This window comes from Adlercreutzia caecimuris B7 (genome assembly GCF_000403355.2).
In the GTDB taxonomy this organism is placed as follows: domain Bacteria; phylum Actinomycetota; class Coriobacteriia; order Coriobacteriales; family Eggerthellaceae; genus Adlercreutzia; species Adlercreutzia caecimuris.
The window spans coordinates 326,793-343,924 of the sequence record NZ_KE159646.1 but is presented as its reverse complement, the minus strand read 5'-3'; the positions used below and the strand labels follow the sequence as shown (position 1 = coordinate 343,924).

12 protein-coding genes and 4 tRNA genes are annotated in these 17,132 nt (G+C 64.6%); 3 read left to right on the top strand and 13 right to left on the bottom strand.

What is annotated here, in order from left to right; translation table 11 throughout:
• Window positions 1-24: 24 nt before the first annotated feature.
• The 3 genes from abc-f to C811_RS05595 all read right to left on the bottom strand — a co-directional run bounded on the left by abc-f (window position 25) and on the right by C811_RS05595 (window position 2,750).
• Window positions 25-2,229 (bottom strand): ribosomal protection-like ABC-F family protein, encoded by a 2,205-nt coding sequence (gene abc-f, locus C811_RS05605; protein WP_016308532.1) that lies wholly within the window; start codon window positions 2,227-2,229, stop codon window positions 25-27.
• Window positions 2,213-2,608: a winged helix-turn-helix transcriptional regulator gene (locus tag C811_RS05600; RefSeq protein ID WP_016308531.1), complete on the bottom strand. Its 396-nt coding sequence runs from the start codon at window positions 2,606-2,608 to the stop codon at window positions 2,213-2,215. Before C811_RS05600 ends, abc-f begins: the two co-directional genes overlap by 17 nt.
• A 67-nt stretch (window positions 2,609-2,675) precedes the next feature.
• Window positions 2,676-2,750, bottom strand: a tRNA-Val gene (locus tag C811_RS05595).
• Between the two features lie 134 nt (window positions 2,751-2,884).
• On the opposite strand from C811_RS05595, the gene trpS reads away from it, so the two are divergent.
• Window positions 2,885-3,943 (top strand): tryptophan--tRNA ligase, encoded by a 1,059-nt coding sequence (gene trpS / locus C811_RS05590; RefSeq protein ID WP_016308530.1) that lies wholly within the window; start codon window positions 2,885-2,887, stop codon window positions 3,941-3,943.
• Between the two features lie 99 nt (window positions 3,944-4,042).
• Here the strand turns inward: trpS and C811_RS05585 are convergent, their stop codons facing one another.
• Both C811_RS05585 and C811_RS05580 read right to left on the bottom strand, forming a co-directional pair.
• Complete coding sequence (locus C811_RS05585) at window positions 4,043-6,088, bottom strand: cation:proton antiporter (protein WP_016308529.1); 2,046 nt, start codon at window positions 6,086-6,088, stop codon at window positions 4,043-4,045.
• 116 nt (window positions 6,089-6,204) lie between these two features.
• Entirely contained in the window at window positions 6,205-7,746 is a 1,542-nt protein-coding gene (locus tag C811_RS05580; RefSeq protein ID WP_016308528.1) for an NYN domain-containing protein, read from the bottom strand.
• A gap of 224 nt (window positions 7,747-7,970) precedes the next feature.
• On the opposite strand from C811_RS05580, the gene C811_RS05575 reads away from it, so the two are divergent.
• Entirely contained in the window at window positions 7,971-8,156 is a 186-nt protein-coding gene (locus C811_RS05575; RefSeq protein WP_016308527.1) for a hypothetical protein, read from the top strand.
• A gap of 56 nt (window positions 8,157-8,212) precedes the next feature.
• On the opposite strand, the gene C811_RS05570 is transcribed toward C811_RS05575, so the two are convergent.
• The 3 genes from C811_RS05570 to C811_RS05560 form a co-directional block, all read right to left on the bottom strand.
• A tRNA-Lys gene (locus tag C811_RS05570) sits at window positions 8,213-8,288 on the bottom strand.
• 79 nt (window positions 8,289-8,367) lie between these two features.
• Window positions 8,368-8,444 (bottom strand) — tRNA-His (locus C811_RS05565).
• A 50-nt stretch (window positions 8,445-8,494) separates the two neighbouring features.
• On the bottom strand, window positions 8,495-9,241 hold the full coding sequence (locus tag C811_RS05560) for a tRNA threonylcarbamoyladenosine dehydratase (RefSeq protein WP_016308526.1): 747 nt from the start codon (window positions 9,239-9,241) through the stop codon (window positions 8,495-8,497).
• A gap of 262 nt (window positions 9,242-9,503) precedes the next feature.
• On the opposite strand from C811_RS05560, the gene C811_RS05555 reads away from it, so the two are divergent.
• Entirely contained in the window at window positions 9,504-10,658 is a 1,155-nt protein-coding gene (locus C811_RS05555; RefSeq protein WP_016308525.1) for a DNA/RNA non-specific endonuclease, read from the top strand.
• A 218-nt stretch (window positions 10,659-10,876) separates the two neighbouring features.
• On the opposite strand, the gene C811_RS05550 is transcribed toward C811_RS05555, so the two are convergent.
• From C811_RS05550 to arcA, 5 genes are all read right to left on the bottom strand, one after another.
• Window positions 10,877-10,951 (bottom strand) — tRNA-Ile (locus tag C811_RS05550).
• Window positions 10,952-10,996: 45 nt separating this feature from the next.
• The gene (argS, locus tag C811_RS05545; protein WP_016308524.1) at window positions 10,997-12,724 is read right to left on the bottom strand and encodes an arginine--tRNA ligase; all 1,728 of its coding nucleotides are present in this window, start codon (window positions 12,722-12,724) and stop codon (window positions 10,997-10,999) included.
• A gap of 197 nt (window positions 12,725-12,921) precedes the next feature.
• Window positions 12,922-14,526, bottom strand: coding sequence for a YfcC family protein (locus C811_RS05540; RefSeq protein ID WP_016308523.1), 1,605 nt, complete (start codon window positions 14,524-14,526; stop codon window positions 12,922-12,924).
• 128 nt (window positions 14,527-14,654) lie between these two features.
• A complete protein-coding gene (argF, locus tag C811_RS05535) occupies window positions 14,655-15,650 on the bottom strand; it encodes an ornithine carbamoyltransferase (protein ID WP_016308522.1) in 996 nt (331 codons plus the stop codon).
• A 167-nt stretch (window positions 15,651-15,817) separates the two neighbouring features.
• Window positions 15,818-17,041 carry an arginine deiminase gene (arcA, locus tag C811_RS05530; protein ID WP_016308521.1) on the bottom strand — a complete coding sequence of 408 codons (1,224 nt, stop codon included), beginning with the start codon at window positions 17,039-17,041 and terminating at the stop codon, window positions 15,818-15,820.
• Window positions 17,042-17,132: the final 91 nt, after the last annotated feature.

The window sequence follows — 17,132 nt, the reverse complement described above, 5'->3', positions numbered from 1 at the left end:
AGCCCGACCTCGAGGAGCTGCAAATCACGCTTGCTCCTGCTGACGCGCCATTTCCGCCTCCAGCTCCTCGGTGAGCGTGAACCACTCCTCCTCGGCGGCAGTCAGACGCTGCTTCAGCTTGGCGTGCTCGGCGATGGCGTCGGATGAGGCGTCCTCGTTCACGTAGAAGTCCGGGTCGGCCATCATTGCCAGCAGCTCCTCCATGCGGGCGTTGTCGCGCTCCATCTGCTCGTCGAGCTGGGCGATGCGCTTGCGGTGGTTCTTGAGCGCGGCGTAGGCGCGGTTGCGTGCCTCGGCCTCGCGGCGCTTCTGCTCCTTGGTTTTGGGGGCGCTGCCCTTGGGTGCCGTCAGCTGCACCTCGCCGCCGGGCGCAGGCGAGCTCGCCGCTCCCGCAGCGCCGCCGCGGGCCTGCGCGGCGGCCGCAGCCGACGCAGCCCCGCCACGGGTCGGTGCAGCAGCCGCAGCATCCGCGTTGCCCCCGTCGCGGTCACGGCGTCGGTTCACGGTGATCTTCGTGGGCGCGGCCGCCCCAGCCTTCCGCTTCTCGGGAGCCGCGGCGCTCCCCTTCCCGTGGATGCCCCCGTCGGCGAGCGCCTCCTCAGCCGCCGACGCGGCGCTCGCGTCGCCTTCCAGCTGGCCCGACTTGTACAGGTAGTAGTCGTAGTCGCCGTCGTAGTTGGTGATCTTGCCGTCCTTCACCTCCACGATGCGGTTGGCCACCCCGCGGATGAGGTGGCGGTCGTGGGTGATGAAGAGAATGGTGCCCTCGAAGTGGCGCAGGGCCTGCTCCAGAATATCGGCTGACGAGATGTCCAGGTGGTTCGTCGGCTCGTCGAGGCAGAGCAAGGGCTTCGGCGCCACGAGCATCTTCGCCAGGGCGAGCCGGCCCTTCTCGCCGCCCGAGAGCACGCCCACCTTCTTCTCCACGGCATCGCCCGTGAACAGGAAGGCACCGAGCAGGCTGCGCACCTGGGAGATAGACCAGCCCGGTGCGGCGTGGTCGAGCTCCTCGAAGACGGTGTTGCCCGCGTGCAACTCTTCCAGCTGGTGCTGGGCGTAGTAGGTCAAGTCCACATTCACGCCGTAGTCGATGGTGCCCCCGTCGGGCTTCTCCACCCCTGCGATCATCTTCAGCAGCGTGGACTTACCCGCGCCGTTGGGGCCCACAAGCGCCACCTTGTCACCGCGGTACATGGTGAAGTCCACCCCGTCGTAGACCGTGTGGTCGCCATAGCGCTTCACCAGGCCGCGGGCGCGCACCACCTCGTCGCCGGTGCGCGGCGGCTGCACGAAGTTGAAGTGCACGGTCTTCTTCTCCTCGGGGATAACGGGCAGCGTCTCCTTGATCTTCTCGATGCGCCGCTCGCGCTCCTGGGCCTGCTTGGCCTTGGTGGCCTTGTAGCGGAAGCGGTCGACGAAGGCCTGGAGGTGCGCGATCTCCTCCAACGACTTGGCGCGCTCGGCCCGCAAGCGCTCCAGGCGCTCCTCGCGGGCCACGAGGTACTTCGAGTAGTTGCCCTTGTACAGGTTCACCTGGCCGTTGTCGATCTCGGCCACGCGGTCCACCATGTTGTCCATGAAGGCGCGGTCGTGGGACACCACGATGACGGTGCCCGCATAGCCGCGCAGAAAGCCCTCGAGCCACTTCACCGACTCCAAATCCAGGTGGTTGGTGGGCTCGTCGAGCAGCAGCACCTCGGGATTGCGGATGAGCAGCTTCGCCAGCGCGATGCGCATCTGCCAACCGCCGGAGAACTCGGTGGTAAAGCGGGCCATGTCGCCCTCGGTGAAGCCAAGGCCGAACAGCACGCTGCGCACCTTCGATTCCAGGGAGTAGCCGCCGAGCATCTCGTAGGCATCGCGCGCCCGACCCACAGCCGCCAGCTGCGCCTCGGTGGGATTCGCGCCCAGCTCGGCCTCCAGCTTATGCAAGCGCTGCTCGGCTGCAAGCACCTCGGTCTGTGACGAGATGACCTCCTCGAACACGGGCAGATCGCCCATCTCGATGGCCTCCTGCTCCAGATAGCCCACCCGGGCCCCCTTGGCGAACAGCACGCGGCCCTCATCCGGGTCGTCCTCGCCGGAGATTATGTTCAAAAGCGTGGTCTTGCCCGCGCCGTTGGGACCCACGAGCGCCAGCCGGTCGTATTCCTCCAGCCGAAACGTCACGTCGTGGAACAACGTGCGCCCGCCGTAGGATTTGGAAAGATGTTCAGTTTGCAGAATCATGATGGGAATCTTTCTTGGAAATATCGTTGGATACCGATACCTTTTCTTTGATTTGCAGGGCCGCCTCTACCTCGTCCGACACTATCCAACAACCGCTGCGCTTACCGCCGTCGCGCCTCAGCAGGCCCTTCTCTTGAAGCCGGACGGTGCGCGTCTTCACGGTGCGCTCCGAAATGCCGAGTTGGGACGCCAGAGCTTTCTGCGTGAGCGAGCCGTCGGCCGCAAGCAGCCTCAATACAGCCAGCTCGTCCAAAGTGCAATCTAAAGTGCAACCAGCCCCCCAAGTATTGCACTTTGGGACCGCCGCCGATGAGGCGTTGGGCTCGCCTTCGCGGATGTAGGCCTCCAGCTCGAAGGCCCAGGGCGCAAGGTCGGTCATAGCGGCGGCCCCTTCCTTCGACGCGCGGACATGAAAAAGGCCCCTCCGCAGAGGGGCCTGTCAGTTATGGTGGTCGCTACAGGATTTGAACCTGTGACCCCCGCCGTGTGAAGGCGATGCTCTCCCGCTGAGCCAAGCGACCGGATCATGTGCAACTCACTGAGTGACTTGCGACGGCTAAATATAATACACAGGTTTCAGCCAATGCGCAAGAGGTAATCTTGTATACTGTCTCAACATATTCACAATTCCATCGCAAAGGAGAAGAAAGCACCGATGGCGAGCGATATGACCAGCGAGACCTTCCTCGCTTCCAAGAAGATCAGCGACGAGATCAACGCCGATTTGCCCCTGCATCCCGAGAAGTACACCATGCTGTCGGGCGACCGTCCCACGGGCCGCTTGCACATGGGCCACTACTTCGGCACTATCAAGGAGCGCGTGGCCCACCAGAACATGGGCATTCGCACGAACATCATCATCGCCGACTACCAGGTCATCACCGACCGCGATACCACGGCCAACATCGCCGACAACGTGCACAACATGGTCATCGACTATTTGGCCTGCGGAGTGGATCCGGAGAAGACCGTCATCTTCACCCATTCCGCCGTGCCGGCCCTCAACCAGCTCATGCTCCCCTTCCTGTCGCTGGTGACCGAGGCCGAGCTGATGCGCAACCCCACGGTGAAAGCCGAGCAGGAGGCCTCGGGCCACGCGCTCACCGGCCTTCTGCTCAGCTATCCGGTGCACCAGGCCTGCGACATCCTGTTCTGCAAGGGCAACATCGTGCCCGTGGGCAAAGACCAGCTGCCCCACATCGAGCAGACGCGCCTCATCGCCCGCCGCTTCAACGAGCGCTACGGCCGCATCTTCCCCGAGCCCCACGGTCTTCTGACCGAGGCCGTGGAGATTCCCGGCCTTGACGGCCGCAAGATGTCGAAGAGCTACGGCAATGCCATCGCCCTGTCGGCCACCGAGGAGGAGACGGCCAAGCTCATCAAGAAGAGCCAGACCGACTCCGAGCGCATGATCACCTTCGACAAGGAGAACCGCCCCGGCGTGTCGGCCCTGCTTACCACTGCCGCGCTCACCACGGGCCGTACCGAGGAGGATATCGCCGCTGAGATCGCGGGCGACGGCGCAGGGGCGCTCAAGCGCTACGTGACCGAGTCGGTGAACAGCTACCTGGCCCCCATCCGCGAGCGCCGCCGTGAGCTGGAGGGCAAGCCGGAGCTGGTGCGCGAGATCCTGCACGAGGGCAACCGCCGCGCCAACGAGATGGCGAATGCCACCCTGGACGAGGTGCGCGAGGCCATGGGCATGGTGTACTAGCCGCAAAGACGCGAAAGTCCGCCGCACCGCCCCTTGCACGACGAAAGCCCGCGAGATGCCTCGCGGGCTTTTTTGCGTGAAAGAGAGAAGCCGGGCGCCCTACACCGTGTCGTCCAGATCCATCTGCATGAGCTGCACGTTTTCGCGCAGGCGCTTGGCAGCACTACGTGAGAGCAGATCGGCCTCGTAGGCTTCCTGAATCTGCTCCAGCTCGTAGTAATAGGCGGCCCGCTTCACTTCCTCGGCACGATCCCCCACTCTGATGACCGCCGTCACCGTAGGCCGGCCGCTGCGCAGGGCGGCTGCGGCGCGCTGGTATTCCATGAGCAGCTCGGCTGCGTCCTCGGTGGGCACCTGGCTGGAGGCGACGGCCTCTTCCAAGTGCTCCACGGCATAGGCGCGCGTCGCCACCTGGAGCTGGCGCATCTCCTCGGTGCGGCTGGCCATCGTGTCTCCCGGCAGCTCGCGCAGGATGGCGTTCACGCCGCGGTGCAGAAGCGCGCGGGCGCGGATGCCGAAGCGCCGGGCACGGCCCGCGACCCGGCCGTGCTCGAGGAGGTCCATGGTGCGCTCGAGGCGCGTGAGGTACTGGTAGCCCACCACGCTGGACACCTCCTCGTTCTCCAGCAGCTCCACCGCCCGGTCGTATTCCCACCGCAGGGCCCGCAGGCGCAGCGAGACGTTGGGCTCGTCCTCGATGCCGTTCGACTCCTTGATGCGCGCGAGGCGATCGTTGTACGAGCTGATGACCGCCTGGGTCTCCACGCGGTTGTCCGGCGTTTGCCGGGCCGCGAGCATCTCGATGACATCGCGCATGATGTCGAGCGTCGTCGCGGTGTCGCGGTCGATGCGCCGCAGCTCCTCTTCCGCCTCATTGCGCGCGGGCGCGAGCAGCGGCACCACGAACGTGGCGAGAAGCAGCGTGCACACGATCACACCGCAGGCGAGGAAGATCAACAGGTCGCGCTGGGGAAACAGCACCTTGTAGGCCAGATCGGGATACACCAGGTGCACGGGGATGGTGAACATGATGGACAGCGTGATGGCGCCCTTTGCCCCCGCGAACGTGGTGATAAGCGCGCTGCGCACGTCGCGGCCGGAGAACCGCCGCTTCTCGGCGCGGCGCACATGCGCCCAGTCCATGACGAGCACCCAGAGAAAGCGCGTAGCCAGAAGCAGGAAGGTAACCCCGAACACGAGCGCGATGAGCGTGGTGTTCGTGATGGTGGTATCGTCCCACGTCTCGCGCATGGCCTGAGGAAGCTGGGTGCCCAGCAGCACGAAGACGATGCCGTTGAGGGCGTAGGTGAGCACGTGCCATACGCTTCCGGACACGATGTTCATGCGCGACACCGAAGGCCCGATGACTCCGCGCGGCGACGTGACGTTGATAAGGCCGGCCACCACCACGGCGATGACCCCGCTCACATGGCAGGCATCGGACACCAGGTAGATGAGGAAGGGGATGAGCACCTCGAACAGCACGTGGAAGTTCGTGTTCTCCACGCCGATGGAGCGCGCCGTCTTCACGACCCAGTTGCCGAGCAGCCCGAGCACAGCGCCGAACAGAAGGCCGCCGATGAACTCGATGAGGAAATCGGTGCCGGCGCCCATAAGGGAGAACGTGCCGGTCACCACAGCCCCCAAGGCGAACTGGAACGACACGATGCCGGACGCGTCGTTCAGCAGAAGCTCGCCTTTCAGCAGCGACGCCTGACGCGAGGGGATATCCACCTGCTTCGACAGCGACGAGACGGCCACGGCGTCGGTGGGCCCGAGCGCCGCGCCCAAAGCGAAGGCTGCGGCTAGCGGAATGGACGGCACGATGGCATTGACCGCGAACCCGATCACCAGAGCCGTGGCCACCACCAGCCCGATAGCCAGCGACAGCACCGGCTTGCGCTCTCGCCACAGCGCCACCTTGTCGGCCCGCTTCGCCTCGTCGTAGAGCAGCGGCGCGATGAACAGCACGAGGAACAGCTCCGGATCCAGCGTCACGCGAACCTCGCCGCCCGCGACGACGGCGATAACGAGCCCGAGTGCGATCTGGATGAGGGGAAGCGACACCCGCGGAATGATCTGGTCGATGAGGGAAGACACGAGCACCGCAGCGAGCAAGAGCAAACTGAGGGTCAAAGCTTCCATCTATACGGCACCTCCGGCTGATATTCCATTGAGCAAGAGGTTTATTGTACGGGAGTGCGGGCGACCGCCGCCTTCGCGGTCGCCCGTCTTCAGAAAATCAACGGGACACGGGCACTTTACGCCAAGTACACCCGGAAGTTGCGCCCGCTCTTCTCCAAGTCGTACGTGCCCGTGGAGGCCATGTACTGACGCATCTGCGCGTAGCCAAGATCACGCACCTTGAAATCCTTGAAGCGCGCCCGCAGTCGATCGGTGATGGTGGAGAGCATGATGCCGTCGGCACCGGCCTCCTGCACCATCTGGCGAATATAGGCCTGCGGCGTGTCGGCCGCAGCAGATGCGGCGGGAGCGGCCTTCTTGCGCGTGCGGCGGGGCTTGTCGGGCGCGGGAACCGCGGCTTCGGCCGGGGCAGCCTTCTTGCGGGTGCGCTTGGGCTTGGCAGGCTCGGCTGCCTCCGGGGAGCCGCCCTCCTCGGAGGCGATCGCCGCGGGAGCCTCCTGCTGCCCCGCAGCCGTCTCGACAACCCGCGCCTTGCGAGCCGCCCGCGCCTTGCGGCCGGGCCTCACATCGTGAGCGGCATCGGTCGACGGCTCCTCCAACGCCGCAGGGGCGGGCTCGGCTCCGACAGCATCTGCCGGCTCGGGAGCCGACTCGGGCAGGGCCGCCGGGGCCTGCCCGTCGCCCTCGGGCAAATGCCCCGCCACCTTCGGCGTAACCCGACGGGTCCCCCGGTGGCTGCGGCCACGACGCGATGCCTTCCCAGCCGCTTCGGAATCCTCAGCCGAAGACGGCTCCTCGCCCTGCTCGGTGGAAGCGGCCTTCTCGGCCTTCCCGGCGGCCTGGTCAGCCTTGTCGGCCTTGACCCCCCTCTCGCCACGCACCTTCTTCTCGGGCTTGTCGGCCTTGTCGGTCCGCTCCTCGGCGCCATCGGCCAGCTCCACCGTCACCGAACTGTGGTCCTTGGTGATGGTCACGCGGGTGAACTCCTCCAGCAGCTTCGAGAGCAAATTGGTGCCGTAGCTGCGCACGTCGAAATCCGGATAGCGCTTCTGCAGACGGCTGCCGATCTCGCCGAGGCCGGTGGCCTTCCCGTTGTTCTGGTTGTCGGTGATAATGTCCACCACAGCCTGCTCCACCGCATCTTTCGGCACGGCGCTGCTGTTCGTGCCGCCAGAGCTGGAACCGGAGCGCTCGCGCTTGTTCTGCACGAGCAGCTCCAAGGTGGTGAACACGTCGCATGCACGTCGGAAGGGCACGGGGGTCTTCTTCTCCCCCATGCCGACGACCGTGCGCCCGCTCTCGCGCAGGCGGCTTGCCAGGCGCGTGAAGTCCGAGTCGCTCGACACCAGGCAGAAGCCGTCCACGTTGTCGGTGTAGAGGATGTCCATGGCATCGATGATCATGGCAGAGTCGGTGGCGTTCTTGCCCTGGGTGTAGCCGAACTGCTGGATGGGCGTGATGGAGTTCTCCAGCAGGGCGTCCTTCCACTTGGCGTGCAGGGTGAGCGTCCAGTCGCCGTAGATGCGCTTGATGGTGACCGTGCCGTACTTCGACAGCTCGTTCAAAATGGGCTTGAGATAGCGAGCCGACACGTTGTCGGCGTCGATGAGCAGCGCGAAACGCTTGTCCGAGGTTTCGCTAAGGGGTTTCAGATCCATGTACGTTTCCTTGGGTACCGCGCGCCGTTGCACGAGCGCGGGCTGAGGGGATGCTGTCGGCCCGAAGGCCCCGCGTTGTCGATTGCGCCGATATGCCCCCGCGGTCGGGCGCATCGGCGACTCCAGTATATACCATATCCCACGCAACGCCCCTCGAGGCCGCCTCGGCTGTGAGCAAAGAGTATTTTCTTTTCGCTGGTATATCCCAAGAGAAAGGCTGGAACATGAATCATCGGACCATGCAACTGCAGGAAGCCGTCGACGAGGCGACCGACACTATGCGCGCCGCATCGCAGGCCTTGACGCTCATGGAGGGCACCGCCGCCGAGGAAGAGCTCTGCGGGCTTTTGGCCCGCGCCCTGAGTCATGAGGCCGACCGGCTCGCAAAGAAGGCGGCCCGGATGCGCTAGGAACTCCCTGGCATGCAAAAAGGCCAGCGACGATAAGCCGCTGGCCTGATGTTTCGTGGTGCTCCGTGAAGGACTCGAACCTTCGACCTTGGGATTAAGAGTCCCCTGCTCTACCAACTAAGCTAACGGAGCACATCGGTGCTGCGCAAAAGCGCTTGAACATTCTAGACCATCGCGCATCGTTGCGCAAGCCCTAATTTTTCAAGCGCGCTGGGGTGGATGATGGGACTCGAACCCACGATCTCCAGAGCCACAATCTGGCGCCTTAGCCAACTAGGCCACACCCACCATTTCGCGCAAGGATGAATTATAGGACTCGTTGGGCGTCTGCGCAAGAACTATTTTCCAACAACCGCTCCCGCTCCCCCAGCAACCGCTCCCGCCAGATCTCGTACCACCTCTCCCCCGAGAATGAGCCCCGCCACAGCGGGCACGAAGGCAACTGATCCGGGAGCCGGGCGGCTGCCCTCCTTCACCGTCTCTCCATGCGACACCGACTTGCGGGGCGGCTCGGTGGAATAGACCACCTTAAGCGCGAGAATGCCGCGACGGCGCAACTCGCGACGCATGACCCGTGCGAGCGGATCGACCGAGGTATCGTAGATGTCGGCCACGCGGAAGGCCGTCGGGTCCAACTTGTTGCCCGCGCCCATGCTGGACACGATGGGAGTGCCGGCCGCGCGCGCAGCTTCCACGAGCGCCAGCTTCGCGCTGACCGTGTCCACGGCATCGATGATATAGTCGTAGGTCGCGAAGTCGAAGTCGGCGGCCGTCTCAGGCAGGAAGAAGCATCGGTGCGCCCGCACTTCGCACGCGGGGTTGATGGAAGCAACGCGCTCGGCGGCCACCTCGACCTTCGGGAGGCCGACCGTGGCCTCAGTGGCGATGATCTGGCGGTTGAGGTTCGTGACGTCCACCGCATCGCTGTCGATCAGATCGAGCGCCCCCACGCCGCTGCGGGCCAAGGCCTCCACGGCATAGCCGCCGACGCCGCCAACACCGAACACCGCCACCCGGGCCGCCCCCAACCGCGCCAGCCCCGCATCGCCGAGCAGCAACCGCGTGCGTGCAAATTTATCGTCCACGTGAGGCCTCCCCCGTTCCGCACCTGCAACGCAGCGCTTAGGAGGCGCTCCCGCAGGGCCCTTTGCAAAAGATCGTCTTCATTTTGGCCAAAAGCCCGCGTTGCGCACAAGCGAATTGAGAACATTGCGCATTTTTACGCGAAAAAGACGCTTATCGGGGCCAGAGATGCCAGAAGAGCCTTATATTAGGCCTCTGAAATTGTGCAGAACTCGGGCTTTTGGCCATTTTAGCGCAGCATTTTGAGAGCAAAGAGGAAACACCGTGCTTAATTCGAATCATCTGGGCCGCCGGCTCTGCTCCCTGGCAATCGCGATCGCCCTCGCCGGCCTCCTTGGCGGTTGCGCGGCCGCCACATCGGCCGCCGAGGAGACCCCGGCTGCAAAGGCAGCTGCCGCGGACAAGCTTCCCGAAGCTGGAGAAGAGGGCCCCGCCGCTGTTGATGGGGAGGAAGAGCCAGCCGAGGAGGCGACGACCGAGACGGAAGCACCGGCACCCGATGAGGCCGGCGAGCCCGAAGCCGCGGCCGCCTCCCAGGTCGCGAGCGGCACGGTTCCGACCGGCACCCCCGCCTACCGCGACCTGCCCGCCTACGACGGCAACCCCTACGTCTACGTGAACGGCGGGGAGCCCGCCTTCACCGACGAGGAGCGCGCAGCGGCCGCGGGCACCGAGCTCTACGGCGAGCTGGACGCCCTCGGGCGCTGCACCGCCACCTTCGCCGTGGTGGGCGCCGAGACCATGCCCACCGAGGAGCGGGGCTCCATCGGCGAGGTGAGGCCCACGGGCTGGAAGATGGGCAAGTACGACTTCGTGGACGGAAAGTACCTCTACAACCGCTGTCATCTGCTCGGCTTCCAGCTGACCGGCGAAAACGCCAACGTGAGCAACCTCATCACCGGTACCCGGTATATGAACGTAGAGGGCATGCTGCCCTTCGAGAACGCCGTGGCCGACTATGTGCACGCCACGGGCAACCATGTGCTCATGCGCGCGACCCCCGTCTTCGACGGCGACGACTTGGTGGCCCGCGGCGTGCACATGATGGCCGAATCCGTAGAGGATGGCGGCGACGGCGTGGCCTTCAACGTCTTTGTCTACAATGTGCAGCCCGGCGTGGTCATCGACTACCGCACCGGAGAGAACATGGCCGCCGAGGACGCCACGCCCCTGCCCGACGTCTCTGGCGACGGGGCAACCAAGGGCTCCGCCGACGGTGGCACAGCCCTCTCCGATAGCGGCACTGCCACCGAAAAGGGCGCGACCGAGTACGTGCTGAACACCAACTCGAAGAAGTTCCATGTTCCCAGCTGCTCTTCGGTGGATCAGATGAGCGTCAAGAACCGCCAGGATGTGACCGACACTCGCGAGAACATCATCGGCCGCGGCTTCGACCCCTGCAAGCGCTGCAACCCCTAGAGGCACGGCGCGGGCCCGGCCGCTGGGCGCAATGCCGCCGGCAACACCATCAGGGTCCCGCTTCCGCCGCAGTGCGACTAAGCCGACTGGGCCGGCCCCAGCCAGCCGCGGCACCGCCACTCGGCCGCCGCCGGCTGCGCCCGGCAACCGGCACCGTCGCCCCCGCCCCCGAGCACTAAAAGGCCCCCGCCATTGCTGACGGGGGCCTTCTCATAGGCTGGTAGGCCCGCCCGGATTCGAACCGAGAACCAAGGGATTATGAGTCCCCTGCTCCACCGTTGAGCTACAGGCCCATGTGCGCTGGCTATTCTAACGCAACTCTCCCGCGCTCGCCAAACCTACATCTTCTGGGGAGCGGAAACGCCCAGCAGCGTGAGCGTGAGGGCCAGCACGATGCGGGTGGCGTCGCACAGGGCCAAGCGCGCGGTCTGCACGGCCGCGTCCTCGGTGAGCACGTGGCAGTTGGTGTAGAACTGATGGAACAGGGCCGCCAGATCCTGGGCGTAATGGGTCAGGCGGAAGGGGGCGCGGTCGCGGGCCGCCAGGGCGATGAGGTTGCCGAAGTCGGCCATCTTGCGCATGAGGGCCAGCTCGGAGGGATGGGTGAGCGACGAGAGGTCGCAGCCCTCGGGGGCCACCTTCGCGGCCAGCTCGGCCATGGTCAGCTGCCCGGCTTCCACCGCCGCCACGTCGGCCTCATCGGCCGCCTTGCGCAGAATGGAGCAGATGCGGGCGTGGGCGTACTGCACGTAGTACACCGGGTTGGAGGCGTCCTTCTTCTTGGCCACCTCGATATCGAAGTCGATGGGCTGGTCGGCCGAGCGGGACAGCATGAGATAGCGCGTGGCGTCCACGCCCACCTCGTCGATGAGCTCCTCGAAGGTGACCATCTCGCCGGTGCGCTTTGACATGCGCACGGCCTTGCCGTCGCGGAACAAGTTCACGAGCTGCCCAAGCTGCACCTCCAGCGCCCCGGGCCAGCCCCAGGCCTCCAGCATGCACTCGCAGCGCTTGATATAGCCGTGGTGATCGGCGCCCCACAAATCGATGAGGTGATCGAAGCCGCGCATCATCTTGTCGTAGTGGTAGGCCACGTCACTCATGAAGTAGGTGGCCTCGCCGTCGCCCTTGATGAGCACGCGGTCCTTGTCGTCGCCCAAATCGGTGGAGCGGAACCACAGGGCGCCGTCCTTCTCGTACAGGTAGCCCTTCTCGCGCATGGCGTTCAGCGAGCGGGACACGGCGCTTTGGCCGTTCTCGTCCTCGACGTAGAGCGAACGCTCGGAGAACCACTTGTCGAAGGTGGTGCCGAAGCCGGCGAGCACGGCCTTCTGGTTGGCGAGAGTCTGCTCATAGGCCATCTCGCGGAAGGCCTCCACGCGCTCCTCGTCGGATACGTTCAACCACTTGTCGCCGTCGCGGTCGATGATCTCCTGGGCGATGTCCTTCACATAGGCGCCGCCGTAGCAGGCCTCGGGCATCTCGACATCGCGGCCGAGCAGCTGCTGGTAGCGCACGCTCACGGAGTTGCCGAACACGTCCATCTGGTTGCCGTGGTCGTTGATGTAGTACTCCTCGTACACATCGTAGCCGCCGTGGCGCATGACGCGCGCCATGGCGTCGCCGAGCGAGGCCCAGCGGCCATGACCCACGTGGAAGGGGCCCGTGGGATTGGCCGACACGTATTCCAAGTTCACATAGCGCTCGCCCTCGGGGATGGTGCCGCGGCCGAAGTTCTCGGCCTTATCGCGCACCTCGCGCACCACGCCCTGCAGCACCGCATCCGACAGGCGGATGTTGATGAAGCCGGGGCCGGCGATCTCCACAGCGGCGATCATGTCGTTAGCGGGAATGTGGTCCGCGATGACCTGCGCCACCTCGCGGGGATTCTTGCGAGCGAGCTTGGCGCAGCGCAAGGCGACGGTAGAGGCCCAGTCGCCGTTGGCCTCGTCGCGGGGTCGCTCCAAGGCGGCTTCGGGGGCTTCCGTCAGCTCCAGGGAGCCGTCGGCACGGGCCGCCTCGATGGCGGCGTCGATGATCGCTTCGAGAGATTCGCGAATTTCCATTGATCTTCTTCCTCTTCTGTGAGTCAGCCTTCTTCTCGCCGACAGGCTGTGCCGTACCTGCCCGCGTCTATAAGCTGCCATAATACCACGAAAGCGCAGGAAAACACAGAAGCACCCGGGCGCGATGCCCGGGTGCTTCTGCGAGCGGAAGCGTCGTCAAAACTGCGCGTCCGCACAAAAATGTTGGTTGGCGAGCCCTAGGACAGAATCACCATGGCCACGGTCAGGATAACCATGCAGACGATGCCCAAGACCACGAACAGCTTCGCGCCGAACTTGAGCCAGGTGGAGTACTCCACCTTGGCCAACGCCAGGCCGCCCATGATGGCGCCGGAGGTGGGCGTGAACAGGTTCACGAGGCCGTTGCCGGCGGAGTAGATCATGACCATGGTCTCGACCGAGAAGTTCAGCTGGTGGGCCAGGCCGCCGAGAATGGGGATGGACACGGTGGCCATGCCCGAGGAGGACGGGATGAGGAACGACAGCACGATGTAGAGCAAAAACGACAGGGGCGCGAACACCACGGCCGACATGCCCGTGAGCGCGGTGGCAGCGTTGTTGAGGATCCACATGTCCAGGCCCGTCTTGGCCATGAGCACAGTGATGGAGCGGGCCAGGGCGATGATGAGCACGACCGACATCATGTCGGCGGCGCCGTTGATGAAGGCCTTCACGAAGCGGCTCTCGGACACGCCGCCGATGACGCCGATGACGAGGGCCATCAAGAGGAACCAGGTGGACGCCTCGTCGAAGTACCAGCCGCCCAGCGGCACGCCCGTGAGGAAGCTCGACCAGGCCGGGGTGACCTCTTCCTCGGAGACGGAGGTGGCCTCAACAGGCTCGGAGAGCGTGGTCACCGTGGCGCCGTCGTTGGCGTCGTCGATGAAGGCGGTAATCTCGTCGCCGGTCATCGTGGTGGTGACCTCCTCGGTGGTGGCGCCGGCGTCGAAGATAGTGACGCCGAGGTCAGCCCAGGGAATGAACGACACGATCATGATGACGAAGGTGAGCGCGAACACGATGAGCGACCACTTCTGGCGGCCGGTCATCTTCGGGGTCGCGGCGGCCTGGCCGTCGACAGCCTCTTCATCGGACTCCTTCATACCCCACTCGTTCATCATGGCCTCCTGCTCCTGCAGCGACAGGAACGTGGAGCCCTTGTCCTCCTTCACCTTCTTGGCGTAGCGCATGACGAAGACGATGGAGATGGCCAGGGTCACGAGCCAGAGGATGAGGCCGAGCACGATGATGATGGCCTGGTTCACGGCGATGCCGATGCCGGAGAGCGCGTCGACGGCCACGCCCACGGCGAACGGGTTCACCGTGGAGCCCAGCACGCCGCAGCCGGCGCCGAGCAAGACGACGGCCGCGCCGGTGAGGCTGTCGAAGCCCGCGGCCACCATGGTGGCGGCTAAGAGCAGGTAGAAGGGCACCGTTTCCTCGCACATGCCGTAGGTGGTGCCGCCGATGGAGAAGATGAACATCAGAATGGGAATGAGCACGAGCTCGTTGCCCTTGAGCTTGTGCACCAGCGCCGCGATGCCGGCGTCGAGCGCCCCGGTCTCGGTGATGATGCCCAAAAAGCCGCCGAGGATCATGACGAACAGGCACACGCCGATAGCGTCCTGGAAGCCGAACACGGGCGCGGTGAGCACCTGGGACAGAGTCGCCCCCTGGACGCCCTCCACGCCGCTGGCGGCCATGATGACGGTGATAACAGCCAGCACCACCAAGATAATGAGCAGGATCGTGAACGAGGACAGCGGCGCCCTCTTCTTCTTGCCTTTCTCAGCCGTTGCCATGGTTATCCCTCCTTAATCGATTGCCTATGGGAATACCAGGGGCCGCGCGGTTATCCCTCCCGATTCCGCACGGCCCCGAGGTATCGAATATGTGCCAGCTGCAGTAGAGCTGCAGCAGAGCTACAGGTTTACTGCAGGGTGGCGTACATGACGGCCTTGATGGTGTGCATGCGGTTCTCGGCCTCGTCGAAGACCTTCGACTGCTTCGACTCGAACACCGCGTCCTCCACTTCCATCTCGGTCACACCGAAGCGCTTCGCGATGTCGGCGCCGGTGGTGGTGTTGGTGTCGTGGAAGGCCGGCAGGCAGTGCAGGAAGATGGCGGTCGGCTTGGCCATGGCCATGATCTCGGTGGTCACGCGGTAGGGCGACAGCTGCTTGATGCGCTGCTCCCACACCTCGTCGGGCTCGCCCATGGACACCCACACATCGGTGTAGATGACGTCGGCGTCGGTGGCGGCTTCCTTCACGTCCTCGGTGCACTTCACGGTGCAGCCGTTCTCAGCGGCGATCTGCTCGCAGGTCTTGATGAGCTCGTCGTCCATCCAGCAGTCCTTCGGGCCGCAGCCGACGAAGTTCATGCCGAGCTTGGCGCACATCACCATGAGCGAGCGGCCCATGTTGTTCTTCAGATCGCCGAAGAACACGAACTTCAGACCCTTGATGTCGTAGTTGAAGTTCTCCTGGACGGTCAGCGCGTCGGCGAGCATCTGGGTGGGATGCCACATGTCGGTAAGCCCGTTCCACACGGGCACGCCGGCCTTGGCGGCCAGCTCTTCCACGTCGGCCTGATCGAAGCCGCGGAACTCGATGCCGTCGTAGAAGCGGCCGAGCACGCGGGCGGTGTCCTCGATGGACTCCTTCTTGCCCATCTGGGAGGAGCCGGGATCCAGGTAGGTCACGCCCATGCCGAGGTCCATGGCGCCCACCTCGAAGGCGCAGCGGGTGCGCGTGGAGGTCTTCTGGAACAGGAGAACGATGTTCTTGCCCTCCAGGTAGCGGTGCGGGGTGCCGGTGCGCTTGAGGTCCTTGAAGTTCTTGGAGAGCTTCAGCAGGTAGTCGATCTGATCGGTGGAGAAGTCGAGGAGGCGCAGATAGGACTGGCCGGAAAGATTCACAGGCATAGTGTTTCCTTTCAAGAGGGCGGATGCCGCGCAAGCGGTGCCGCCGGGAGTGGGCGGCCGCTTAGGGCAGCCGCCCGACTAACGATTCAATGGGGTGCGGCGATCATGCCGCGCGGAGTGCGCCGTTGTCGGGCGTCGGCGCGGTTGCACGCCGGTGCGCGTGGATCCTACAGGGCCTCGCGCCAGGCCGGCATGGACATGCAGCGCGGGCCGCCGCGGCCGCGGGAGAGCTCCGCGGACGGCATGACCAGGCAGTTGATGCCGTTCTTGTACAGCACGTCGTTGGTGACGTTGTTGCGCTGGTACACCACCACGGTGCCGGGGCGGACGCACAGCGTGTTGGAGCCGTCGTTCCACTGCTCGCGCTCCGCGGCGATGCGGTCGCCGCCGCCGCAGGGGATGAGCGTGACCTTCTGGCCCACGTACTCCGACAGCACGCTCTCCAAGTCCTCGTTGCGCTCGCGGATCTTGGTGCCGCCCTTGCCGTCGGGGGTGATCTCGAAGACGGTCAAAGGTCCCATGATGCCGGGGTGGATGGTGAACTTGTCGCGATCGATCTGGGTGAACACGGTGTCCAGGTGCATGAAGGCGCGGGACACCGGGATGTTGAAGGCCAGGATGGTGTCGATGGGGCTCGTCTCATCGTTGAAGATGTTGTGGGCGATGTGGTCGATGGCGTCGGGCTCGGTGCGCTGGGAGATGCCGATGGCCAGCACGTGCTCGTTGATGTTCAGGATGTCGCCGCCCTCGATGTGGAAGGTGTCGTTGCGGCTGTAGTACTCGGGAGTGCCCACGAAGTCGGGATGGTTCTTGAAGATATAGTCGCCGTAGATGGTCTCACGGTTGCGGGTCTGGCTGTACATGCGGTTGATGGACACGCCGTTGCCGATCATCGCGAACGGATCGCGAGTGAAGTACAGGTTCGGCATGGGGGCGCACACGAGCTTGCAGCGATCGGATACCATGTCGACCAACAGGTGCGTGTCGCGCTGCGGCAGCTCCTGGAGGTTGATGCCCGCCATGGTCTTCATGACCATGGCCTTGGTGTCGGCGTAGTTGCTCTCAATGTAATCGGTGATGATGTCGTGGTACATCTCGGTGCGGATGCCCGCCTCGTAAATCCACTGGTCGAGGAACTGGCGGCGCAGCTCGGGCTTCGCATCGAGTACCTCGGCCATGAGGTCCTCGAGGTAGACGACTTCCACACCCTCTTCCCGCAGAATCTTCGCGAACGCGTCGTGCTCTTCCTGGGCCACTGGCAAAAACGGGATGTCGTCGAACAACAACTCTTCCAGGGTGTTCGGAGTGAGGTTGAGCAGCTCGTCGCCGGGACGGTGCAAGATAACCTTCTTGAGGTTGCCGATCTCGCTCTTGACGTTTACTCCTTGCATAAAGCTCTCCTATCTTGGAAACGGATAGAAACTTCGCCAGCCACACATGATCTTGCGCGCCTTGAGCGCCTCGCCCCAAGCCGTGGTGAAG